This is a genomic window from Sinorhizobium sp. CCBAU 05631, from assembly GCF_002288505.1.
GTDB classification, from domain to species: Bacteria; Pseudomonadota; Alphaproteobacteria; order Rhizobiales; family Rhizobiaceae; genus Sinorhizobium; species Sinorhizobium fredii_C.
In genome coordinates, this window is the sequence record NZ_CP023063.1 from 3,747,002 (window position 1) to 3,770,227 (window position 23,226).

Below are 23,226 nucleotides of genomic sequence, written 5' to 3' on the forward strand. Positions count from 1 at the left end.
ACGTCAGATTTCCTGCTCCTCGGGCGGGAAAACACATTTCCATCGCACGATCTTCAGTGTCGGATGGCTTACGGACCACTTGGCGATCTCAGCCGGAGCCAGCATCATGCATTGGACCAGCGATCCGTGGCTCTGGAAATACAGGTGCTCGGTGCGGCAACGGGTATGGTCGGCCAGCATGCAGACGGTCAGGACGAGATCGACGAGGTTCACCTAAGCACCTTTCCGCACGAACGCGCGCAGAGGCAACGCCGACTGAGACGCTTGGCGCACCAGTCCGATAACCGGCTTTCACAAGGTGCCTGATGGAAAGCCCGCATGAGAAGGATACGCGCGCGATAAACCAGCGTCAATTATCGCGGAAAGCCCCCGCTTCGCCGTGAGCGACAGCTTCGGGGGTTTATCGATCGCTGAGCGTCTGCGCGATCGATTTGGCCAGAGCGTAGAGGCGCTGCTCGATGAGCGTCGGCACCTCGCAGACGAAGCCCAGCGATTGCGCGCGCTCCTGAAAAACGCGCGTCTGAAACACCAGCCGGTCGTTCCGCCGTGCAAGCTCCTTCGGGTCGGCAGCGGGCTTCGCTCGCAAGGCATCGACCGCCGACGCCTCCTGCCGCAGGAATGCCGCCATGTCCCTCTGCGCGTGGGCGTAGCGGGCGATGCCGGCGATGACATCCGAGCGTTCCCGGTTCATGTGCTCGAACAGGCCCTGCGCGAGCATGGTCATGCGCCGTTCCTTCTCGCCCTCCGGCAGGCTATCCGCATATTCCCGGATCTTTTGCTGTGCCTCCGGCAGCGGCACGCGGCGCGCCGAGAGCTCCGTCACCAAATGAGCGATGGCCGCATCCTTCGACCAGTCGGCGGCCGTTTGCGGCAGTGCGGCGCCGGTCCATATCTGCCCGAGCGAGAGCTCCGGAACCTTGCGCTGAATGCACGGCCAGTCCGGATCGCCGCCCTGCGCTGCCAAAACGGGCCCTGCGACCGCTGCAGCGATCGCGGCCGGCAGGATGCGCGTCAGAAGCAAGCACCGCATCAGGCATTTCCTCCCGTATCCTGCCTGCGGCTGAGCAAGCCGTTCGACGGATCATAGGCGAGGATCGCGCCGCCAAGAAACAGCACGGTGAACGCAACCACGATCGACAGCGATCCCCAGTCGCTCTGTCCGTAAAGGGCGAAGCGGATGAGTTCGACCACATAGGTGAACGGGTTTGCGACGCAGATCTTGTGGAGAAGCGGGCTCGATTCCTGAATGCGCCACAGTGGATAAAGTGCCGGCGAGGCGAAATACATCGGGAAGATCACGAAGTTCATGATCCCTGCGAAGTTCTCCAGTTGCTTGATCATCGAGGACAGGAGCATTCCGAGCGAGCAGAGCATCATCCCGGAAAGGAACAGTGCGGGCAGGATCAGCAGATAGCCGGTCCATGGCGGCCTGACGCCCCAGAACCAGGCGACGGCAAGAAAGGCATAGACCTGCAGGATCGAAACGGAGACGCCTGCGAGCAGCTTGGACACCAGCAGGAACCAGCGTGGAAATGGGCTGACCAGCAGGGTCCGCATGTTTCCCAATTCCCGGTCGTAGACCATCGAAAGCGAAGACTGCATGCCACTGAACAACAGGATCATGCCGCATAATCCGGGGGTGATATAGACCTCGTAGAGCACGTAGGTCTTGTAGGGTGGGATGATCGAGACGCCGAGAACCTGACGGAAGCCCGCCGCGAACACGAAGAGCCACAGGAGCGGACGAACCAGCGACGAGACGAAGCGCTCCCGCTGGTTGAGAAAGCGAAGTCCTTCGCGGATGAGGATGCCCCTGAGGCAGACGAGATACTGGCGGGCGCTGAAGCCCGGTCTGCGATCGGCCGGAATTCCGTCTGCGGCAGAGTGAAAGCTCATTGGGCGCCTCCGCCTGCCGTAGCGACCCCGGTCAGCGTCGCGAAGGCGTCTCGAATGCTGCCTGCGCCTGAGGAGCGGACGACGTCATCGACCCTGCCGTCCGCGAGCACCCTGCCTTGGTGGAGTATGACGACGTGATCGCCGTCCTCGACCTCGTCGATGAGATGGGTCGCCCAGAAGACGCCGATGCCGTCGGTCGCCACGAGCTTGCGAATGGTCGCGAGAATCTCGGCTCGCGATTGTATGTCCAGCCCGACCGTTGCCTCGTCAAGGAGCAGCAGCGGCGGCCGGTGCAAGAGCGCCCGGGCGATTTCGATGCGCCGCATCTGCCCCCCGGAAAGACTGCGCGCCTTGTCGTGCAAACGGTCGCTCATGCCGATCTGGGCCAGCAGCGCTTCGATGCGCGCGCGGGCCTCTCTCTGCCCGATGCCGTGCAGCGAGGCGTGGTAGGAGAGATTCTGATAGACGCTGAGGTCGAGATCGAGGGTGCGCGGCTGGAAGACGATGCCGAGCCGCCGCAGAGCCTCGCCCGGTTCGCGGCTGACGTCGTGGCCGAAGATGCGGATCGACCCCCGACGCGTGTCGAAGAGACGGCTGATCAGCGAGAACAGCGTCGTCTTTCCGGCCCCGTTCAGGCCGAGAAGGACGGTGAAGCGCCCTGCCGCAATCGCGAAGGAAATGTCGGACAGAACCTGCTTCCGGCCGTAGCTGTGGTCGACCGCCGAGACGTCGAGCGCGGCGGGCAGGCTCAATCCGTCGTTTGCCCTCACATGCTGCATGTTGGCATCGTCCTCCTCGATCATCCAACCTCATTTGCCCGATCATCCAACCTTATTTGATCGTGATCGTTCCTTTCATGCCTCTCTCGGCGAGATCGGGAACCGACCAGCTGTAGCTACCCGGGCGCACGGTGGTGAACTGGATCTGGATGGTGCCGTCCGCATCATATTCGAGCCAGGCCGGGGCGCCGTTCATGTGCACTTCGAGATCGTTGATGACGATCTGGTTCATCCAAACATTGCGGAAGAGGTCGGTGTGGAATTTATACTCCAGACCGCCCGCAGCCGATATCTTCCAGCGGTAGCCTTGGCCGGCGATCAGCGCGAAATCCTTTTGATTGACGGTGAACTGATCATCCTTCGATCCAAGGATCAGCTCGGGGACGTCCTTGCTGGCCCGCGTCACCTGCTCGGCGGCCGCAGCCGGCTGCGTCGCGTCGTTATCAACGTCGTCGGCTGCCTGCGCGGAACCGGATGTTACCGACAAGATCACGCCGAGAAACACGGCAAGCGCGAAATTCCGATAGCTCTGCATTTCCTCCTCCGCTGCCAAAGAGCTTTGCCGTCCCGTCAGTTCGGATGCACGACCACGCCCCAGGGCAGCGCTCCGACGGTCACCGATTGAATTGCCTCGTCGGTCGCGACGTCAATGAAGGTGATGTCGTTCGAGACGCCGTTGGTGCTTATGATCGTCTTCTGGTCGGGGGTGAAGGCGAGCTGCCAGACCCGTTGCCCGACGAGCACGTATTTTTCGACCTCATAGGTCTTCGCATCGATCACCGCCACGCGGTTGGCGGGGCCGAGCGCCACATAGGCTTTCGTGCCGTCGGCGGTGATGCGCACGCCGACCGGCTGGATCGATTCCGAGCGCAGGCCAGGAATCTCGAAGGTGATCTTGTGCTTTACCTCACGGCTCGCATTGTCGATGATCGAGATGGTGCCGCCGATTTCGGCGCTGACCCAGACCTCTGAATTGTCGGGCTTGAACTCGGCGAAGCGCGGCCGCGAATCGACGAGAACATTGTGGGTGATTTCGTTGGTTGCCGTGTCGATGAAATGGGCCATGTTGGTCGTCTCGGAGGTGTTGACCATGGTCTTGCCGTCCGGGCTGATGCCCATTCCCTCGGGTTCGACGCCGACCGGCACCTCCGCCACCACTTTCTTGCCCTCGAGGTCGATGACGGTGACCAGATTGTCGTCCTCGTTGGCGACATAGAGCGTCTTGCCGTCGGGTGAGAGGACGAACAGCTCGGGATCCGGGCCGGAGGGTAGCGATCCGACAATCTCGTAGGTGGCCGTGTCGATGATCTCGATCGTGTCGTCGTCGCTTGCGCAGAGATAGATGAACTTGCCGTCGTGCGAAATGGTAATGCCGCGCGGCCGCTGGCCGACATTGATCGTGCGCACCACTTCCTTCGTGAACGAGTCGACCACAGTCACCGTGTTGTCCTTCTCGTTGGAGACATAGACCATGTAGGCGAAGGCCGGCGAAGCCATGCTGGCGGCGACGGCAAGTCCGGCCGAAAGATACGTCAGTCTTCGCAGCACCTGTCTCTCTCCCTGTTTAAGGCAACGTCAGAGCACATTTTGTCTCCGGCTGGTCGACGCCGAGCGTGTCGAGTTCGGAGACCTGATGCAGGAACCCTTCCTGGGGCGAGGTCGAAACCACGGAACGGCCGTCGCCCAGGAAGATCGGCTGGCGCAGCTGCCAGTTCCATTTACGGAAGGTCAGCTTCTGCCCCTTGAAGGCCGCGAGCGAGAAGTCGTCGGAGCGTATATAGGCTGCGAGCGTCTCGGGATCGGCGCTTTGCGTGCGCGTCGCGGCCTCGCCGACGATCCTCGCCGCCGTCCAGGCGGCCATGTCCTTCGACAGCATGTGCCGGCCATTCGCCTTGGCGAAACGGTTCTGGATCTGCGTGCCGCCCCATTGCTCGCTGGCCGGGTGCCAGGCAGAAGGGATCAGGCCGGCAGTGCCGGCCACCGGGCGCGGAATCCAGGTCCGGAACGGCACGTATGTTCCGAAAACCTCGCTTTCGTCGGCGACGAGCAGCACGTCGTGGTCGGGGAACGCCTGCGTGAAGACGGGCATTTGCCGCTGGATCTGGACCACGCCGGTATCCGTTCGCCGCGCCGTGCCGGTGTCAGTGAACTCCTTTTCGGCGATGATCTCGCCACCGAAGCGCGTGGCGGCGCGGCGCAGCGCATCGGCGAACAGTCGGTCGGGCTCATGGGAGCCGTGGACCAGCACCCATCGGCGCCACTGCTTCCAGACCAGATATTGCGCCAGCCCGTCGGCCAGCATCGTGCGGGTCGGGGCGGTGTGGAAGACGTTCGCCCGGCACTCCTCCTCGCGCAGACGGTCGTCGGTGGCGCCGACGTTGAAGATCAGCACTCCCTTGTCGCGGGCGATTTCGGCGATCGACAGAAGCTGCGCGGCCGAGAGATCGGCGAGAATATAGCGCGCGCCCTTCGACACCATGTCGTTGAAGGCCGGCACGGCATCGGCGTCCGGCCTTATTTCGGTCAGATCGAGCGTGAACTTCTGTCCGAGGAAGGTACCGGTCGTGTTGTTGTCGCCCACCGCCACCTTGGCTCCGGCGACGCCTTCGTCACGCGGCGGCACGTCGAGCACCGAAAGGGCGAGTTCAGGCGCATAGGCCCGGAGATAGCCCAGCTTGAGTTCCAGGACCTGCTCGGCCGGAGCCGTCTTGCCGACGGGCGCAGGCTGCTGCGCAACGGCCCGGGAGCCGGAAGCCGCAAGAAGAACCGCGATAAGGAGCGTCAGGGCATAGCGCACCGCTGATCCCATTCGATCGACAGCATGCACCATCTCCGACGCCTGTCGGATCTGTGCAATTGCTCGGTGCCGCAGACAGCTTAGTCGAGATTTCGCTGATTTCAACCCGGCTGCGATGCAGCAGTCCTGCCAACGCCTGCATGTTTCTCCGCAATAGAACAGCTCAGGCAAAGGCCGGCGGCGCGCTGGGCGGCAATGTGTCCCGGCGCAATGTTCGAATCTTCCCGGCGTTCCACATGGGAATTCGTCAGCGACAACCGCTGAACTTTAGCAAAGTCGGGTATCCACGACGAAGCATTACTTCGGAAAACTGTCGCTGCCGGAGCAAACTCTTTTGCTGCGCTGGTTTCGTGATAGAATACCGGAAAAATATGGGGGCCATGTGTTGAAACGGGAGGAAGAAACATGGCTGTCCAGGTCCCGAAGGACTTCCGGCGGGTGATCGTTGCCGCATCGGTCGGAAACATCATCGAATGGTACGATTTCTACATCTTCGGCAGCTTGGCCGCAGTTCTCTCGGTCAAGTTCTTCGAACAGTCGCACCCGGTCGCCGCGCTCCTGAGTACGATCGCGCTGTTCACGGCGGGCTTCCTGATCCGTCCGCTGGGGGCGTTCCTGTTCGGCTGGATGGGCGACCGGGTCGGTCGCAAATACACCTTCCTGATCACGCTCAGCGGAATGGGCTTGGGCACCGGCGCCATCGGCCTGATCCCCACCTATGAGGCGATCGGCCTCACCGCCGCATTTCTTCTCTTCGGCTTGCGGATGATCCAGGGCCTGTGCCTCGGCGGCGAATATGGCGGCGCCATCACCTATGTCGCCGAGCATGTGCCGGACGAGCGCCGCGGCTACTACACCGGCTGGCTTCAGACCTCTCCGACGCTCGGTATCGTGGTGTCGCTCGCCGTCATCATCGCGACCCGCACCTATTTCGGCAACGAGGTCTTCGAAGCATGGGCCTGGCGCGTTCCGTTTCTGGTGTCGTTCCTGCTGGTCGGCATCGCGATCTACATCCGGCTTCAGCTCCAGGAGACGCCGATCTTCGCGGAGATAAAGGCCAAGGGGCAGATGACCCGAAATCCCTGGAAGGAGGCCTTCCTCAGTTCCAACATCAAATTCGTCGGGATCGCCACCATCGTGCTGATCGGGCAGGGGGTGGTCTGGTACAGCGGCCAGTTCTGGGCGCTCTACTTCCTGCAGCAGGTTTCCAAGGTGGATGCATTGAACTCCGCCTATATCGTCGGCGCAGCGCTGCTCCTGGCGACGCCGAGCTTAATCTTCTTCGGATGGCTGTCCGACATCATCGGCCGCAAGCCGGTGATCCTCGGAGGCATGCTGCTCGCCGCGATCACCTACTACCCGCTGTATCTGTGGCTGGGCACCGTCACCCAGCCGGACAATATCAACTACCCGACGGCGATCTTCATCATCTTCATTCTCGTCTGCTATGTCGGGATGGTCTATGGCCCGGTTGGGGCATTCCTGGCGGAATACTTTCCCGGCCGTATTCGGTACACCTCGGTCTCGGTGCCGTATCACATCGGCAACGGCTGGGGCGGCGGATTGGTGCCCTTCGTCACCTCGGCGGCCTTCGCGGCCACCGGCAGCGTCGGCTACGCGCTGATCTATCCGATCGTCGTGCCTGCCGTCTGCTTCCTGCTTGCGCTTTACCTGATGCCCGAGACCCACAAGGTCAGCATTTGGGAGCCGGTCGAGCCCAGAGCGGGTTGAGATTGAGGAGACGTGCCCAAAGTGCGGGGCTCAGCCCCGCAGTTTGGGAAGGGGAGCAACTGACCTATCGCACGAGGTAGGTCTCGATCTTGCCGATGCCCTTCAGATCGAGGGCGCGTCGCGGCTCGAGCGTCCACCGGCCATGCAGGGCGCGCCTCGTCGCCTCCGAGATCTGAACGCTGTCGGGCACGCCTTGGGATTCGAGACGGCTCGCAATGTTCACCGTTTCCCCCCAGACGTCGTAGACGAAACGAAGCCGGCCGATCAATCCGGCGACCACCGGCCCCGAGTGGACGCCGATTCGAACCCGGAAGCGGTCGGTGTCGGAGGCTGAGCCCTGCAGCGCTTCCAGCATCGATTTCCCGAGGGCGACGATCCTGTCGGCGTGATCGGCGGAAGGTTCCGGAATGCCGCAGGCGGCCATATAGGCGTCGCCGATCGTCTTGATCTTCTCGACGCGATGCTGCTCGGTCAGAAGATCGAACTTGCTGAACATCGCGTCCAGTCGCCTGACGAGGTCGGACGGCGGCAGCCTTGCCGCGATGGGCGAAAAGCCGACAATGTCGGCGAACAGAATGGACACCTCTTCGAAGCGATCGGCGATGATCTCCTCGCCGCCCTGCAGCCGGGCAACGATCTGGTCGGGCAGGATCGCGTGAACAAGGGAATCGGCGCGCCGCTTTTCCATTTCGATCTGCTCGAGATAGCGGTGCTCGCGGTCTAGCCAGCGTTTCTTTTCGAGCGTGGAGTTGATCCGCGCCCGAAGCAGGACGGGATTAAACGGCTTCGTCAGATAATCGTCAGCGCCGGCCTCGATGCAACGGGCCACGGCCGCCACTTCGCTGAGGCCCGATATCATGATGACCGGCACGTGCCGCCATCGGTCTTCCGCCTTCAGCCGTGCGAGGACTTCGATGCCGTTCATGTCCGGCATCAGGATATCGAGCAGGATGAGGTCGAACTCCCCCTCCGCCAGTCTTGCAAGCGCCGAGCGGCCGGAATCGGCCACGACGACGCGATGGCCCTCGTGGCGAAGGCGGCGGCTGAGAAGATCGCGATTGCTGGCGACATCGTCGACCACCAGGATCCTGCCGCCCTGATCGGTCCAGGCCTCCTGCCTGCTCTGGAACAGCAGCCGTTCGAGTTCGGCCGTGTCTAGCCCGGTCTCATCCCGCGGTTGAAGCGCCCCGATGGCGGCTCCGCGCGAAAGACCGGCGATGGCGTCGACCTGCTTCAACAGCTCGGAGGCCGCGCCCAGAATTACGCCGAGGTCATCCTTCAGTGTGTGCGGCTGCGGCTCTCCGGCCTCTTCGAGGATCATTTCGGAATAGCCGATGATGGCGTTGAGCGGTGTACGAAGATCGTGCCGCAGCCGTGCCTCCGCCTCGGCGGCGTCTCCGCCCGGGCATCCCGTCTTTGCGTCGACGAGGCTCTCGATAAAACTGTTCAGTTGTCTTGCTGCGGCGCCGATGCGTTCCAGGTCGGCGAGCAGCTCGAGTGCGCCGAGATCGCGCGCCTGTTCGAGCAGCAATTCCTGAAACCCCAGGATCGCCTGTGCCGGGCCGGCCATCCGCTGCGCCACATGGGTGGCAAGGGCCTGACGCTGAAATTCGTTCCCGACGCTCATTTTCAACGCCACTCAGGGAGATGCGGTGAGCAATTGTTCGATCTTCCGGACAAGCTGCGTCAGGTCGACCGGCTTGCTGTCATAGTCGTCGCAACCGGCATCCAGCGCCATGTCCCGGTCGCTGGCCATGGCGTGGGCCGTCAGCGCGATGACAGGTATCCCGGACGTAAGCGGGTTGGCCTTGATCTGTCGGGTCGCTTCCCAGCCGTCCATGACCGGCAGGCTCATATCCATCAGGATCACATCGGGCCTTTCGGAAGCGGCGAGCTCGACGCCGGCCTTGCCGTTTTCGGCAATGAGCACGTCGAAGCCGCGGCGGGACAAACGCCGCGAAAGCATGTCGCGGTTCATTTCATTGTCTTCCACCAGAAGGATTCTCGTCATTTCCGGTCTCCTCCTGCCCGCTGCAGGTTTGCACGGCACGATTTAGCCTTCAGCGGTCGCCGACGGTCTGGCCGGCCGTTTCACGCGATGCGATCTGGCGCTCGAGAGCCTCCACCAGTTGCGACCTGCTGTTTGCCCCCTTGTTGACGACGGCGACCGCCCGCTCGCGCAGCCACCGCAACTCGTTGGCGGAGAGGTCCTTCGACGTGACCACGACCACCGGAATGTTCTGCAGCTCCGGAATTCCCTGCATCTCGCTGAGCGTCTGGAATCCGTCCATTTCCGGCATCAGCAGATCGAGCAGGACGAGGCGCGGCAGAAGCCGTTTCATCATGTCGAGGCCGCGCACGCCGTCACCTGCCTCGTGGACCATCCAATCCCTCTTCACCAGAATGCGCCGCAGGAATTCGCGGGAAGCCAGGTCGTCGTCGATGACGAGCACGTCGCGGTTTCCACCGCCGCAAGCCTCGACGGTCCGGATCAGCTTGTCGGTGTCGATCGGCTTGGTCAGATATTCGACCGCGCCGAGCGAGAGACCGAGCTCGCGATCCGCCAGAATGGTCGCCAGGATCACCGGGATGGTGCAGAGGTCGGGGTCGCTCTTCAGCGTGCGCAGCACCGACCAGCCGTCCTGGTGCGGCATGATGATGTCGAGAATGATGGCGTCGGGCCGATGCTCGCGGGCGACTGTTATCCCCTCCGCGCCGCTCGCCGCCTGCATCGAGGCGAGACCCGCTTCCGCCAGCGCCTTTGCGATCAGGTTGCGGGCGGCCGGGTCGTCGTCGATGATGAGCGCGGTGCGGCCCGGCTGGATGATCTGCGATGGCTCGGCTGCCGGCGCCACGCCGGCCTCCCGCCGGCATCGCGCCGGCACTTCCATCGTGAAGACCGAGCCCTTTCCCACTTCGCTTTCGACATCGACGGCGCCGCCGATCATGCGGCTGAAACTGCGGGTGATGCTCAAGCCGAGGCCGGTGCCGCCGTAGTTGCGGGTGGTGGACGCATCGGCCTGCGTGAAGGCGTTGAAAAGCCGGTTCTGCTGTTCCGGCGTCATGCCGATGCCGGTGTCGGAGACCTTGAAGACGAGCCAGTCGCCGTCGGCTCGCTCTTCGCGCCGGGCCGACAGCGTGACCCGGCCGCTATTGGTGAACTTCGCCGCGTTGCTGAGCAGGTTGAAGAGATTCTGGCGCAGCTTGGTCTGGTCCGAATGCATCTCCCCGAGATCGCCGTCGAACTCCTGGATGAATTCGTTGCGGTTCTTCGCCATCAGCGGCGCGACGGTGGCGGTCACGTCGCCGAGCAGCCGGGCGACGTCGAAGGTTTCGAGGAAGACCTCCATCTTGTTCGCCTCGATCTTCGACAGGTCGAGAATATCGTTGATGAGCGACAGCAGATGCCGGCCGGCCGAAGCGATTTTCTCGAGGTCCGGGACCAGCTCGTCCTCGTCATGGTCGCGCGCTTCCTCTATCAGCATCTCGCTATAACCGATGATCGCATTCAGCGGCGTGCGCAATTCGTGGCTCATCGAGGCGAGGAACCGGCTCTTGGCCTCGCTGGCCGCTTCGGCATTGCTCTTGGCACGCTCGAGCTCGACCTGCCTCTGCTTGAGTTCGGTAATGTCGGTATAGACGGCGACCGTCCCACCGTCCGGGATCTTGCGCTTGGTGATGCGCACCCATTTGTCATTGAACCGCCTCTCGTCGACGAGGCCGGCGGGATCGCGGTGGAGGCGCAGGCGTTCCTCGATCCACTCTTCCGGCGCCTTGCCTTCGAGGTCCACTTTCCCTTTTGCCAGGTTCTGCTCCAGGATTTCGCGGAAGCTCTTGCCGCGCAGTTCGTTCGGCTTGTGGCTGGGGAAGATTTCGCAATATTTGCTGTTGGCGACGAGGATACGGTCGTCCGGATCATAGAGCACGAACCCGTCGGAAATCGCCTCGAGCGCCGCGGCGACCGTCCGCCTTTGCCGCTCCGCCTGGTCCTCGAGTTTCTTCTTTTCGATGGCGTTCTGCTGGAACAGCGAAAGCGTTTTCGCCATCGCCCCGAATTCGTCGCCGCCCTCCTGGGGGACCTCGACATCGTAGCGGCCCTCGGTCAGGTCGCCGATCACCCGGTTGAGGCGCCGGAGCGGCCCGACGATCGAGCGCAGGACGAGGAGCGTCAGGAGCGAGCCGATCAGGACGACCCCGCCGACGAGGATGGCCGCGGTCGTGGCCGTCTTTTGCGTCTGCGCCACGACCTCGTTGCGGGCAGCCTCAGCATCGGCCTTCACCTGCTCGACAAGCCTGTTGAGGTTCCGATCGACATGGCCGCTATGGGTGCGTGCTTCCGCCAGGAGGGTGTTGCCCAGGATGCGGTTGTCCTGGGTATAGCTTTCCGTTGCCTGCAGCGCCGTCGCGATATAGGCGTCGATTTCCGTGCGGATTTCCCTGACGGCGGCCGGAGAGTGCTTGGCAAGGCGCTCCAACTGGACCTGCAGGCGCTCGCGGGCCTGCTCGGCATTGCGCTGCGAATTCATCAGCAGGCTGACGGAGAGATCGGTCAGCCAGTACCGGAGGTCGCCGAAGGCGACATGCGCCGCCGCCGCCGATGCGGCCCGGTCGAAGAGTTCCTGGGTTTCGGCCATGCGCGCGGCGCTGCGATGGAGCGCCTGCGTCAGGAAAACCGACGATAGTACAAGGCTGATCATGCCAGCCGCGGTCAGCGTCGCGACGCGTGCCGAGATCGGCAGATTGGCGATCCGGCTGGCAAGCCTCGGCGCCGGGACAGGCTTTAGTGGCTGCAACTGCTCGCGAAGCGCGCTCATTGGAACAAGACGATGCTGATCGCACCGCCGAGGTCGCCGGCCTTGCCGCCCTCCTTCGGATAGCCGGTGACGTCGATTTCCCCCTTCGGAACGCCGTGGCAGACAAGGCAGGAATCGGTGTAATACTCTGGCAGCAGCATGCGAAAGGCAGGGCGACCGTTGACGGTCGTCACTTCCGTATAGCTCGCCTCCTTCGGTCGCTGCGGATCCGGGAAAACCTCCTCGATGACCTTCGCCTCCCAGGCATCGGGAAGCGACTTGCGATTGCGCACCAGCACCTCCGGCGCCGTGACGCGGACCAGCGCTTCGTTTCCCACCTTGACGGCGAATTTCTCGTTCATCAGGCGCGCGAAGACGGCTGGAACGAAGCCCTTGAAGGCAATGCCCGGACGATTGATGTCGTCCTGATGCTCGTCGATCACCTCGCGCATGGCGTCGACCTGAGCCTGGAGCAGCTTGCGGTCGCGCTCGGCCAGATCGTCGGAGATCAACGGACTGCCGGTGCGCTTGCCGTAAAGCGCGATCGCTTCGGCCGTGAACCGTTCGCCGTCGAGATGCTTGTCGGCGACGGCCGGATCGTTGATGAGCGACTGATAGTTCGAAAGGACGCTCCGGGCCGCCCTGAGCAATTCGGCGAGCCGCGTCCCGGTCGCGACATCGGCAGCCTCCTCGGCCGGTGCCGGAGGCGAGAGAAGCATGCAACCGGAGAAGACAGCGACTGCGCAGTTCCGCGTGAAGCCTTTGAGAGCCCCCATAATGCTTTCCTCCGCAAGGAAGCACAAGGCGGAAAGGATAGCACAGGACGCACCCTGGAAGGAGTCATCTCTGGAACACCACCGTGTACGCTTGCAGGGCCGGGACGCTCCATTTTTGGTGCGTTGCGCGGGAAACGCTGGAAAAAGGGTTGTGGCGCTATCTGTCCTACGTAGGGTGCGCGGGCTCAATTCCGGGCGGGGGACTTACTTCATGAAGCATATCGTTCTGGTTGCTGCCGGCATGGCGGCGCTCGCTTTCACGTCGGCGGCTCACGCCGAGGACCTGGTCTTCACGTTGAAGAACGACACAAGCGCGACGCTTGTTCGCTTCCATACGTCTCCGGTCGGCGTCGAGGAATGGGAAGACGACGTGTTCGGCAGCCAGGTTCTGGAGCCGGGCGAATCGATCGAACTGACGATTGCCGATGGCCGCGATGTCTGCGAGTACGACATGCGTTTTGAGTTCGACGAGAATTCGGACCTCGAGACGACGGTAGACAAGCAGGATCTCTGCAAGCTGGCGTCCTATACAATTCACGAGTGATAGCGCCACATAGGAATTGCCCTGACCGTTCCCGGTCAGGGCGATTTCTTTCTCGAGGCTGGGAAGAACGCAGTGGCACGGCAATATCGACCGCAGGCCCTTCCGCCGTTATCCTTGGAGGTCCGCAGGTTGTGCCATAGCGGAAATGAACATACATGGTTGCATTCCTTTTGCAACCAAAAATTAGGGGTTTGTCGCGAGTCGCGCGGTGCTGCGATGCCTGCCCAAGCACGGCCGGAGCGCCGCCAGGGGAGACTTTTTGCTTGTAGCTCTAGGCGCTAGAGGTTGTAGCCTGTTCCTAAAGCCTAAAGGAGCAGAGCATGACCGGTCTGGTTCGGGAAAGCAGGTATCGCGTCGAAGGCATGGACTGCGCGTCCTGCGCAGCGAAGATCGACACCGCCGTCAGGCGCGTCGTCGGCGTCGGGGATGTGAGCGTCTCGGTGACTGCGGCCACGATGACGGTCCGGCATGCGGACCGCGGCGATGTCGGCCCGGCAATCCTGCGCAAGGTGGCGGGGCTCGGTTACGGGCTGTCGCCGCTGACTGGCGAAGCTTCGCCGGCCTTGTCGTCCGCGGGCGAGGATGCCTGCTGCGGCCATGCCCATGCCGCCGGCAGTGCCGACCACGCGCACGGCGATGCTTTCCGCTCCGCACCGTCCGCCGACCTGCCGAATGCCGGCGCCGCAGTCCCTCTGCGCCGAGCGCAGCCGTGGTGGCGCACTAGGAAGGGCAGGCTGACGGTTGCCTGCGGGGTGGCACTTGCCGGTGCCTACGGCATCGGCAAGCTGTGGCCCGCGACCGAGCCCTGGATATTCACCTTGGCCATGCTTGTCGGGCTGCTGCCGATCGCCAGAAGGGCGGTGATGGCCGCTTCGGCCGGCACGCCGTTCTCGATCGAGATGCTGATGACCATCGCGGCGGCCGGCGCCGTGATCATCGGCGCCGGCGAAGAGGCGGCGATGGTGGTGTTTCTCTTCCTGATCGGCGAACTCCTGGAGGGGATCGCCGCGGGTAAGGCGCGGGCGAGCATCGAAGCGCTGACCGCGCTTGTGCCGAAAACGGCGCTCGTCGACGCGGAGGGCGGCGGCTTGATCGAGGTATCGGCGGAGAGCCTGCCGGTCGGCGCCACTATTCTCGTTCGCCCCGGCGACCGGCTCGCCGCCGACGGGGTGGTTCTCAGCGGCGAGAGCGGCATCGACGAAGCGCCGGTGACCGGCGAGAGCGCGCCCGTTCTGAAGGGCCCCGGCGACAGCGTCTTTGCCGGAACGGTCAACGGCGACGGAGCCTTGCGGCTGCGCGTCACCGCCGCGGCCGCCGACAACACGATTGCCCGCGTCATCCGGCTCGTCGAGGAGGCGCAGGAGATGAAGGCGCCGACGGAACGCTTCATCGACCGGTTCTCCCGTACCTACACGCCGGCCGTTGCCCTCGTCGCGGCGCTCGTTGCGACCGTGCCGCCTCTCTTCCTTGGCGGGCTCTGGCAGGAGTGGATCTACAAGGGCTTGGCGCTTCTGTTGATCGGCTGTCCCTGCGCGCTGGTCATTTCCACCCCGGCGGCGATCGCCGCCAGCCTGTCGGCCGGCGCACGCCGCGGCCTGCTGATCAAGGGTGGCGCCGTGCTCGAGACCGTCGGCAAGGTCACCGCCGTCGCCTTCGACAAGACCGGCACGCTCACCCAAGGTAAGCCGATGGTGACGGATATTATTGGATTCAACCGATCCGAAACGGAGGTTCTCAGCCATGCGGCCGCCCTCGAACGGGGCTCCAGCCACCCGCTGGCGCAGGCGATCCTCTCCCGCGCCGAGGCCGATCGGGTGGCGGTGCCGGCCGTTTCGGACGTCAAGGCGCTCGGCGGCAAAGGCGTCAGCGGCAGGGCGGCGGGCGCCGACCTCTTCCTCGGTTCGCCGCAGGAGGCCGACCGCCGCGTAGCTTTGACGGCCGAGCAGAAGGCGCGCGTGGCAACCCTGCACGATCAAGGAAAGACCGTTTCGCTGCTCATCGCCGATGGCCGTGTGGCCGGCGCGCTTGCCATGCGCGACGAGCCGCGGCCCGATGCTGCGGCGGGCGTCAAGGCGCTCGCCGGACAGGGCCTTCGCGTGATCATGCTCACCGGCGACAACCGGTGCACGGCGGAGGCTGTCGCCGGCCGGCTCGGCATCGAGGCGCGCGCCGAACTCCTGCCGCAAGACAAGCAACGCATCGTCGGTGAATTGAAGGCGGAGGGTCACGTGGTCGCCAAGGTCGGCGACGGCATCAACGACGCGCCGGCGCTGGCGGCGGCCGATGTCGGCATCGCGGTCGGCGGCGGCACCGACGTCGCCCTCGAGACGGCCGACGCCGCCAGCCTCCACGGGCGCGTCGCCGATATCGCCGCGATGGTGGGGCTGTCGCGCGCCACCATGCGCAACATCCACCAGAACATCGCGATGGCGCTGGGCCTCAAGGGCGTCTTTCTCGTGACGACCATTGTCGGCGTCACCGGCCTCTGGCCGGCGATCCTGGCCGACACCGGCGCCACCGTCCTGGTGACCGTCAACGCGCTGAGACTGCTGTGGACGCCTGTGGAAGCATAGGTGACGCGACCCCTCCGTAACCCCTCCCCACAAGGGGGAGGGGCTTCTAGCGCGCCTCGATTAACCCGCCAAGTCGATCCGTTGCAGCACACGCAAAGGCTGACCAGGTACGGGAACTGCGCAGCACCCTAAGTCCCTCCCCCTCCTCGTGGGGAGGGGTTGGGGAGGGGTTTTGCGCCTTGGAGCGCAGGCTTCGAAGGTGCGCGTCGCGGCGTCGTGCTGCCCTGGCGCATCGGTCCGCAAATCGGACGCGCTTTTCGGAAGGTACGATGCGTATTTTCGAAGAGTTTCAGCGTCCTGTGTGCGGCCCGAAGGATGCGACCGCGCTGTAGGTGTTGCCCACTCCTCCTGTGTATATTCGAGCTGGACTCTCACCGGCGATCCGATGAGAGTATAAGGAGATCGCGATTTGAGGCTTTCGCGCCGGAAAATCGATGATAAACTTATACCAAATGGTAAAAAATTGCCGGCACGGTCTTGGGGCAGGGCCGAAGCGGGCAAGAAGGGGATCGCAGGCCAATATGGACAATATTGCCATCGAATTGCGCGGGATCGACAAGAGCTTCGGTCCGGTCCATGCCAACAAGGACATCAATCTCAAGGTTCGCAAGGGCACGATCCACGGCATCATCGGTGAGAATGGCGCCGGGAAATCGACGCTGATGTCGATCCTCTACGGCTTCTACCAGGCCGACAACGGCGAGATATTCGTCGACGGCAAGGAGGTCGCCATTCGCGATCCGAACACGGCGATCTCCGTCGGCATCGGCATGGTCCACCAGCATTTCATGCTGGTGGAGAATTTCACCGTGCTCGAGAACGTCATGCTCGGCGCCGAGGACAGTCAGATCCTCAACAAGGGCATCGCCAAGGCGCGCCAGGAACTGAAGCGGCTCGAACGGGAATATGCGCTCGAGGTCAATCCAGATGCGCTGATAGAGGAACTGCCGGTCGGCCTGCAGCAGCGGGTGGAGATCCTGAAAGCCCTCTACCGTAGGGCCGACATCCTGATCCTCGACGAGCCGACCGGCGTTCTGACCCCGGCCGAGGCCGACCATCTCTTCCGCATCCTCGGCCAGCTCAAGGCTCAAGGGAAGACGATCATCCTGATCACCCACAAGCTGCGCGAAATCATGGCGATCACCGACGAGGTCTCCGTCATGCGCCGCGGCGAGATGGTCGCGACCCGCACGACGCGCGAGACCTCGGTCGAGGAGCTTGCCGAGCTCATGGTCGGCCGCCGCGTGCTGCTGCGCGTCGAAAAGGGTGAGGCGAGCCCCGGCGACGTGAAGCTTGCGGTTGAGGGGCTGACCGTCAAGGACAGCCGCGGCGTGACCATGGTCGACGACGTCTCCTTCGAGGTCCGCGCCGGCGAGATCGTCGGTATTGCCGGTGTTGCCGGCAACGGCCAGTCGGAACTGCTCGAGGCGATCGCCGGCATCCGCAGGGCCACCTCCGGAACCGTGCTTTTGAACGGCAGGTCCGTCGATGTGACGGGCCACAGGGATCCCGCCGAGCTCCGAGCCCGCGGGCTGGCGCATGTCCCGGAAGACCGGCATCACGTCGGTCTGGTCCTCAAGTTCGAGGAGAGCGAGAACGCCATTCTCGGCTACCACAACGACCCGCGTTACCTGAAGGGCGCCTTCCTCGATATCGACGCGATCCGCAAGGATGCCGAGGAGAAGATCGCCAAATACGACATCCGTCCGCCGAATGCGCGGCTGAAGACCGCCAATTTCTCCGGCGGCAACCAGCAGAAGATCGTCCTTGCCCGAGAGATGGAGCGTGGCCCCGATGTGCTGATCATCGGCCAGCCGACCCGCGGCGTCGACGTCGGCGCGATCGAATTCATCCACAAGCGGATCATCGAGATGCGCGACCAGGGCAAGGCCGTGCTGCTCGTCTCCGTCGAGCTCGACGAAATCCGCTCGCTTTCCGACCGTATCCTGGTGATGTTTGCCGGCCGCGTGGTCGGCGAGCGCAGCCCGGAGGCGACGGAGGGCGAACTCGGCCTGCTGATGGCCGGCGTCGAGGGCCGCAAGGAGGCCGCAGAATGAGCACACCCTATGCGAAGCTCCCGGGCTGGGTCGAATATGGCCTCATCCCGCTGATAAACCTTGCCGTCGCCTTTCTCGTCGCCGGTCTGGTCGTGCTGCTCGTCGGCGAGAATCCGTTCGAGGCCGCCTACCACCTGATCAACGGCGCCTTCGGCCGCGGCGAATATATCGGCTTCACGCTCTATTACGCGACCACCTTCATCTTCACCGGACTTGCCGTCGCCGTCGCCTTCCATGCCGGGCTCTTCAATATCGGCGGTGAGGGACAGGCCTATGTCGGCGGCATCGGCGTCGCGCTCGCCTGCCTCTGGCTCGACCAGGTGATGCCCTGGTACGTGGTCTTCCCGCTGGCTATCGTCGGCTCGGTCTTCTTCGGCGCTCTCTGGGCCTTCCTGCCGGGCTGGCTGCAGGCCAAGCGCGGGAGCCATATCGTCATCACCACCATCATGTTCAACTTCATCGCCTCGAGCCTGATGGTCTATCTGCTGACGCGCGTCCTGAAGCCGCTCGGCTCGATGGCGCCGCAGACGCGGACCTTCGCGGAGGGCGGGCAATTGCCGAAGCTAGACTGGCTGCTGTCGATCTTCGGCCTCAATGTCGGAACCGCGCCGTTCAATATCTCCTTCCTGCTGGCGCTCGCCGCCGCCTTCGGCGTCTGGGTGCTGATCTGGCGCACCAAGCTCGGCTACGAGATGCGCACCATGGGCCATAGCCCCTCGGCTGCCCGCTATGCCGGAATTCGCGAAAGCCGCATCACCGTCATCACCATGATGATCTCCGGCGGCCTAGCGGGGATGATGGCGCTGAACCCGATCATGGGCGAGCAGTTCCGCATGCAGCTCGATTTCGTTCAGGGCGCCGGTTTCGTCGGCATCGCGGTGGCGCTGATGGGCCGGTCGCATCCGGGCGGCATCATTCCCGCGGCGATCCTCTTCGGCGTCCTCTACCAGGGCGGCGCCGAGATCGCCTTCGAGATGCCGTCGATCTCGCGCGACATGATCGTCATCATCCAGGGTCTCGTCATCCTCTTTGCCGGCGCGCTCGAAAACATGTTCCGCCCGGCGATCACCCGCGCCTTCGCCATGCGCGGCCAGCGCGCGGCCGCCGTCGTCCAGACCAAGGGGGCCTGAAGCCATGGATTTCTTCCACGTCCTCGTGGTGCTCCTCGAATCGACGATCCGCGTGTCCGTGCCGCTCGTCTTTGCCGCGCTCGCCGGCCTCTTCACCGAGCGTGCCGGCGTCTTCGACATCGGGCTTGAAGGCAAGATGCTCGGCGCCGCCTTCGCGGCCGGTGCCGTCGCCGCCGTCACCCAGTCGGTCTGGATGGGGCTCCTCGCGGCTATCCTCATCTCCATTCTTCTGTCGCTGGTTCACGGCTATGCCTCGATCACCCAGCGCGGCAATCAGATCGTCTCGGGCGTGGCGATCAACTTCATCGTTGCCGGCTCGACGGTGATCCTCGGCGAGGCCTGGTTCCGCCAGGGCGGCCGCACGCCGGCGCTTGCCGAGGGCGCCCGGTTCCAGACCATCAATCTGCCCGGCGCGGACGCCGTCCGCGACGTGCCGGTCCTCGGTCCGATCTATGCGGACCTGCTCTCCGGACATTTCCTGCTCACCTATCTCGCCTTCGCCATGGTTCCGGCAAGCTGGTGGATCCTCTACCGCACTCGCTTCGGACTTCGCCTGAGGGCCGTCGGCGAGAATCCCGGCGCGGTCGATACGGCCGGCATCTCGGTAATCTGGCTCAGATACCGCGCGGTCATCTGCTGCGGCATCCTCTGCGGTTTTGCCGGCGCCTACCTGTCGCTGGCGATGACCGCCGGCTTCGTCAAGGGGATGACGGCGGGCAAGGGCTATATCGCGCTCGCGGCGCTGATCTTCGCCAAGTGGCGGCCGAAGAACGTCATGTTCGCCTGCCTGCTCTTCGGCTTCCTCGATGCGCTCGCCATCCGCCTGCAGGGCACGCCCTTGCCGCTCGTCGGCCAGGTTCCGGTGCAGTTGATGCAGGCGCTGCCCTATATCCTCACCGTCATCCTGCTCGCCGGCTTTATCGGAAAGGCCATTCCGCCGAAGGCCGGCGGCGTGCCCTATGTGAAGGAGCGTTAATGCATGTCGCCCAAAAGTGCGCAGCGGTTTTGGGGCAACGACATGCATGAATCAAGGATGCATGTCGCCCAAAAGTGCGTAGCGGTTTTGGGGACAACGACATGCACAACATAAGGACAGACCATGCCGAAGAACGAGCTCTTCGTCGCCGCGCGTGAGGCCATGGCCAAGGCCCATGCACCCTATTCGAAATTTCCGGTGGGGGCGGCGATCCGCGCCGAGGATGGCAGGATCTATACGGGCGCCAATATCGAGAACCTGTCCTTCCCGGAAGGCTGGTGCGCCGAGACGACAGCGATCAGCCACATGGTGATGGCCGGCCAGCGCAAGATCATGGAAGTGGCGGTGATTGCCGAGAAGCTCGCGCTCTGCCCGCCGTGCGGCGGCTGCCGGCAGCGGCTGGCGGAATTCTCCGGCGCCAGCACCCGCATCTATCTATGCGACGAGACGGGCATCAAGAAGAGCCTGGCGCTTTCCGACCTGCTGCCGCACAGCTTTGAGACCGAGATCCTCGGATGACCGGCGCGGCTGAATTCCTGCGTGACAAACTCGGCGATCTATCGCCGCGCCATGCCATCGTTCTCGGCTCAGGTCTCGGCTCGCTCGTCGAGGCAGTCAGCGCGCCGGTCCGCTTTTCCTATGCGGACATACCGGGCTTCCCGGTCAGCAGCGTCTCCGGCCATGCGGGCGAGCTCGTCCTCGGCCGCCTCGGCGACGCACCGGTCGCAATCCTGTCCGGCCGGGTTCATTATTACGAGCGCGGCGACGCCAATGCGATGCGCGTGCCGATCGAAACGCTGAAGCGGATCGGCGTCGAGAATCTGATCCTCACCAACTCGGCCGGATCGCTGCGCGAAGATATGCCGCCCGGCTCGGTGATGCGCATCGCCGATCATATCGCCTTTTCCGGCGCCAATCCGCTGATCGGCGTCGAGAGCGACGATCGCTTCGTCGGCATGACGAATGCCTATGACGCGGCGCTCGCCGTTCAGATGGAAGAGGCCGCCGAGCGGCTCGGCATCCCGCTCGCCCGCGGCGTCTATATGTGGTTCTCCGGCCCGAGCTTCGAAACGCCGGCGGAAATCCGCATGGCCCGCGTTCTCGGCGCCGATGCGGTCGGCATGTCCACCGTGCCGGAGGTGATCCTCGCCCGGTTCTTCGGCATGAAGGTTGCGGCCGCGTCGGTCATCACCAACTACGGCGCCGGCATGACCGGTGCCGAGCTCAGCCACCACGAGACCAAGGAGATGGCGCCTTTCGGCGGCCAGCGGCTGGCGTCGATCCTCAAAGAGATGGTTGCGAGCGAAGGCTGATATGGCCCCTCTTCCTCAGGAAGTGATCCGCAAGAAGAGGGATGGCGGTCGGCTCGAACCGGCGGAGATACGCGGCTTCATCGAGGGCGTCACCGATGGTTCTGTCTCGGAGGGGCAGGTTGCCGCCTTCGCCATGGCCACCTGGTTCTCGGGCATGAACCGCGACGAATGCGTGGCGCTGACGCTGGCAATGCGCGATTCCGGCGAGACCCTCGACTGGAGCGCGTTCGGCCGCCCCATCGCCGACAAGCATTCGACGGGCGGCGTCGGCGACAATGTCTCGTTGATGCTGGCGCCGATCATTGCCGCCTGCGGCGCCGCCGTGCCGATGATTTCGGGGCGAGGGCTCGGCCACACCGGGGGTACGCTCGACAAGCTCGAATCGATCCCGGGCTATGACATCCAGCCGCCGCCCGAACTGTTTCGCCAGATCGTCGAGGAGGTCGGTTGCGCCATCATCGGCCAGACCGCCAATCTGGCGCCGGCCGACAAGCGCCTCTATGCGATCCGGGACGTGACGGCGACGGTCGACTCGGTGCCGCTGATCACTGCGTCGATCCTCTCCAAGAAGCTCGCCGCCGGCCTGCAATCGCTGGTGCTCGACGTCAAGGTCGGCAACGGGTCCTTCCTGACGGATCCCGGCGAAACCGAAATCTTGGCGCGTTCGCTCGTCGATGTTGCGAACGGGGCAGGGGTGCACACCTCGGCGCTGATCACCGACATGAACGAGCCGCTGGCGGATGCTGCCGGAAATGCGCTGGAAGTCGGGAACTGCCTTGCTTATCTGCGCGGCGAGAAGGCGGGTACCCGTCTCGATCAGGTGGTGATGGCTTTTGCGGCGGAAATGCTGGTCGCGGCGAGGATGTCGGCCCATAGGGCTGAAGGCGAGGCCATGGCTCGTCGCGCTCTGGAGAGTGGCGACGCGATGGAACGCTTCGCTCTCATGGTGCATGGCCTCGGCGGACCTGCCGATTTCGTCGATCGTTCCGATGCTTATCTCGAAAGGGCGCCGGCGATAATCCCCGTGCCCGCCCACCGCGACGGCTACCTTTCGGCGTGCGAGACGCGCGAGCTCGGGATGACAATCATCGCGCTCGGCGGCGGGCGAACGCGCCCGGACGACCGGATTGACCATCGGGTCGGCCTTGCCGGCCTCAAACCGCTCGGGACAAGGGTCGAGAGGGGCGAGCCGATCGCCTTTGTGCATGCCGCCGACCGGCAGCGGGCGGAAGCGGTGAGAGACAGGGTTGCCGGGCTCTATGTGATCGCCGACGAGCCGCCTCAACCGAGCCCCGTCATCGTCTCAAGAATTATTTGACGAGCTGGAGCGCACCGTCCTCGACGCGATAGGAGGACAGCCGGTTGAGGAAGGACATGCCGACGAGCATGCCCGAAAGCGCCTTGTCCGGAAGAACCATGGCCTCGACGTTCCGGAGGGAAATGCCGCCGATCTCGACGCGATCGAGGCTGACCGAGGCCGCCTCGACGACGCCGTTCGCCGTCTGCGCCCGTGCATCGAAGGAGAGGCTGCCGACGGTGATGCCGAACCGCCGGGCCAGGGAAGCATTGATGGCAATCGTGCTTGCACCGGTGTCGACCAGCCCCTGTTCCGGCCGTCCGTTGATCCGGAACGTGCCGACGAAGTGGCCGGAGCGATCCGCTTCGAGGACGACGGCCTTGCCGCCCGCATTGCTGGCGGCAGCCGGGGTGGCGCCCGCAGCCGCTTGCTGCGGCGACCCGGACTCCCGGCGATCGAGATAATTGGAGACGAGGTCCGGGACGACGAGGGCGATGGCGGCAAGTCCGCCGGCAAAGGCGATGAGGCGTGTCAGCATTCTCGGCTCTCCGGATATCGGCTGGC

At 64.1% G+C, this 23,226-nt stretch carries 22 protein-coding genes; 9 read left to right on the top strand and 13 right to left on the bottom strand.

Annotation, left to right across the window (positions count from 1 at the left end; genetic code table 11):
- Window positions 1-3 precede the first annotated feature (3 nt).
- The 8 genes from SS05631_RS18115 to SS05631_RS31100 form a co-directional block, all read right to left on the bottom strand.
- Window positions 4-213, bottom strand: a complete 210-nt coding sequence (locus SS05631_RS18115) for a hypothetical protein (protein WP_037422768.1) — start codon at window positions 211-213, stop codon at window positions 4-6.
- Window positions 214-400: 187 nt separating this feature from the next.
- Window positions 401-1,030: a hypothetical protein gene (locus SS05631_RS18120; RefSeq protein WP_037422766.1), complete on the bottom strand. Its 630-nt coding sequence runs from the start codon at window positions 1,028-1,030 to the stop codon at window positions 401-403.
- Window positions 1,030-1,896: an ABC transporter permease gene (locus SS05631_RS18125; protein ID WP_050988317.1), complete on the bottom strand. Its 867-nt coding sequence runs from the start codon at window positions 1,894-1,896 to the stop codon at window positions 1,030-1,032. Before SS05631_RS18125 ends, SS05631_RS18120 begins: the two co-directional genes overlap by 1 nt.
- Window positions 1,893-2,675, bottom strand: a complete 783-nt coding sequence (locus SS05631_RS18130) for an ABC transporter ATP-binding protein (protein WP_086022777.1) — start codon at window positions 2,673-2,675, stop codon at window positions 1,893-1,895. The genes SS05631_RS18125 and SS05631_RS18130 overlap by 4 nt, the downstream gene beginning before the upstream one ends.
- Window positions 2,676-2,727: 52 nt before the next feature.
- A complete protein-coding gene (locus SS05631_RS18135; RefSeq protein WP_037422764.1) occupies window positions 2,728-3,210 on the bottom strand; it encodes a hypothetical protein in 483 nt (160 codons plus the stop codon).
- 35 nt (window positions 3,211-3,245) lie between these two features.
- A complete protein-coding gene (locus tag SS05631_RS18140) occupies window positions 3,246-4,172 on the bottom strand; it encodes a YVTN family beta-propeller repeat protein (protein ID WP_244412257.1) in 927 nt (308 codons plus the stop codon).
- Between the two features lie 67 nt (window positions 4,173-4,239).
- On the bottom strand, window positions 4,240-5,505 hold the full coding sequence (locus tag SS05631_RS18145) for an ABC transporter substrate-binding protein (RefSeq protein WP_244412255.1): 1,266 nt from the start codon (window positions 5,503-5,505) through the stop codon (window positions 4,240-4,242).
- 68 nt (window positions 5,506-5,573) lie between these two features.
- Entirely contained in the window at window positions 5,574-5,879 is a 306-nt protein-coding gene (locus SS05631_RS31100) for a hypothetical protein (RefSeq protein ID WP_157213192.1), read from the bottom strand.
- Between SS05631_RS31100 and SS05631_RS18150 the strand changes: the two genes are divergently transcribed.
- Window positions 5,878-7,203, top strand: coding sequence for an MFS transporter (locus tag SS05631_RS18150; protein WP_037422761.1), 1,326 nt, complete (start codon window positions 5,878-5,880; stop codon window positions 7,201-7,203). The genes SS05631_RS31100 and SS05631_RS18150 overlap by 2 nt on opposite strands.
- Window positions 7,204-7,267: 64 nt before the next feature.
- Here SS05631_RS18150 and SS05631_RS18155 read toward each other — a convergent pair whose 3' ends face one another.
- From SS05631_RS18155 to SS05631_RS18170, 4 genes are read right to left on the bottom strand one after another with little or no spacing between them, the layout of a single operon-like run.
- Window positions 7,268-8,830: an adenylate/guanylate cyclase domain-containing protein gene (locus SS05631_RS18155; protein ID WP_037422781.1), complete on the bottom strand. Its 1,563-nt coding sequence runs from the start codon at window positions 8,828-8,830 to the stop codon at window positions 7,268-7,270.
- A gap of 12 nt (window positions 8,831-8,842) precedes the next feature.
- On the bottom strand, window positions 8,843-9,214 hold the full coding sequence (locus SS05631_RS18160) for a response regulator (RefSeq protein WP_037422759.1): 372 nt from the start codon (window positions 9,212-9,214) through the stop codon (window positions 8,843-8,845).
- 49 nt (window positions 9,215-9,263) lie between these two features.
- Entirely contained in the window at window positions 9,264-12,017 is a 2,754-nt protein-coding gene (locus SS05631_RS18165; RefSeq protein ID WP_037422757.1) for a response regulator, read from the bottom strand.
- The gene (locus SS05631_RS18170) at window positions 12,014-12,772 is read right to left on the bottom strand and encodes a DUF3365 domain-containing protein (RefSeq protein WP_037422754.1); all 759 of its coding nucleotides are present in this window, start codon (window positions 12,770-12,772) and stop codon (window positions 12,014-12,016) included. The genes SS05631_RS18165 and SS05631_RS18170 overlap by 4 nt, the downstream gene beginning before the upstream one ends.
- Before the next feature lie 211 nt (window positions 12,773-12,983).
- Between SS05631_RS18170 and SS05631_RS18175 the strand changes: the two genes are divergently transcribed.
- The 8 genes from SS05631_RS18175 to deoA all read left to right on the top strand — a co-directional run bounded on the left by SS05631_RS18175 (window position 12,984) and on the right by deoA (window position 22,683).
- The gene (locus tag SS05631_RS18175) at window positions 12,984-13,316 is read left to right on the top strand and encodes a hypothetical protein (RefSeq protein WP_037422751.1); all 333 of its coding nucleotides are present in this window, start codon (window positions 12,984-12,986) and stop codon (window positions 13,314-13,316) included.
- Window positions 13,317-13,636: 320 nt separating this feature from the next.
- A complete protein-coding gene (locus SS05631_RS18180; protein ID WP_037422748.1) occupies window positions 13,637-15,889 on the top strand; it encodes a heavy metal translocating P-type ATPase in 2,253 nt (750 codons plus the stop codon).
- Window positions 15,890-16,410: 521 nt separating this feature from the next.
- On the top strand, window positions 16,411-17,946 hold the full coding sequence (locus SS05631_RS18185; RefSeq protein ID WP_037422745.1) for an ABC transporter ATP-binding protein: 1,536 nt from the start codon (window positions 16,411-16,413) through the stop codon (window positions 17,944-17,946).
- A complete protein-coding gene (locus SS05631_RS18190) occupies window positions 17,943-19,076 on the top strand; it encodes an ABC transporter permease (RefSeq protein WP_037422744.1) in 1,134 nt (377 codons plus the stop codon). Before SS05631_RS18185 ends, SS05631_RS18190 begins: the two co-directional genes overlap by 4 nt.
- A 4-nt stretch (window positions 19,077-19,080) precedes the next feature.
- Window positions 19,081-20,052: an ABC transporter permease gene (locus SS05631_RS18195; protein ID WP_037422741.1), complete on the top strand. Its 972-nt coding sequence runs from the start codon at window positions 19,081-19,083 to the stop codon at window positions 20,050-20,052.
- A 123-nt stretch (window positions 20,053-20,175) separates the two neighbouring features.
- A complete protein-coding gene (locus tag SS05631_RS18200) occupies window positions 20,176-20,571 on the top strand; it encodes a cytidine deaminase (protein WP_018235360.1) in 396 nt (131 codons plus the stop codon).
- Window positions 20,568-21,365 carry a purine-nucleoside phosphorylase gene (locus SS05631_RS18205; protein ID WP_037422718.1) on the top strand — a complete coding sequence of 266 codons (798 nt, stop codon included), beginning with the start codon at window positions 20,568-20,570 and terminating at the stop codon, window positions 21,363-21,365. Before SS05631_RS18200 ends, SS05631_RS18205 begins: the two co-directional genes overlap by 4 nt.
- Before the next feature lies 1 nt (window position 21,366).
- The gene (gene deoA, locus SS05631_RS18210) at window positions 21,367-22,683 is read left to right on the top strand and encodes a thymidine phosphorylase (protein WP_037422715.1); all 1,317 of its coding nucleotides are present in this window, start codon (window positions 21,367-21,369) and stop codon (window positions 22,681-22,683) included.
- Here the strand turns inward: deoA and SS05631_RS18215 are convergent.
- Complete coding sequence (locus tag SS05631_RS18215) at window positions 22,676-23,200, bottom strand: TIGR02281 family clan AA aspartic protease (RefSeq protein ID WP_037422729.1); 525 nt, start codon at window positions 23,198-23,200, stop codon at window positions 22,676-22,678. The two genes, deoA and SS05631_RS18215, sit on opposite strands and share 8 nt — an antisense overlap.
- Between the last annotated feature and the right edge of the window lie 26 nt (window positions 23,201-23,226).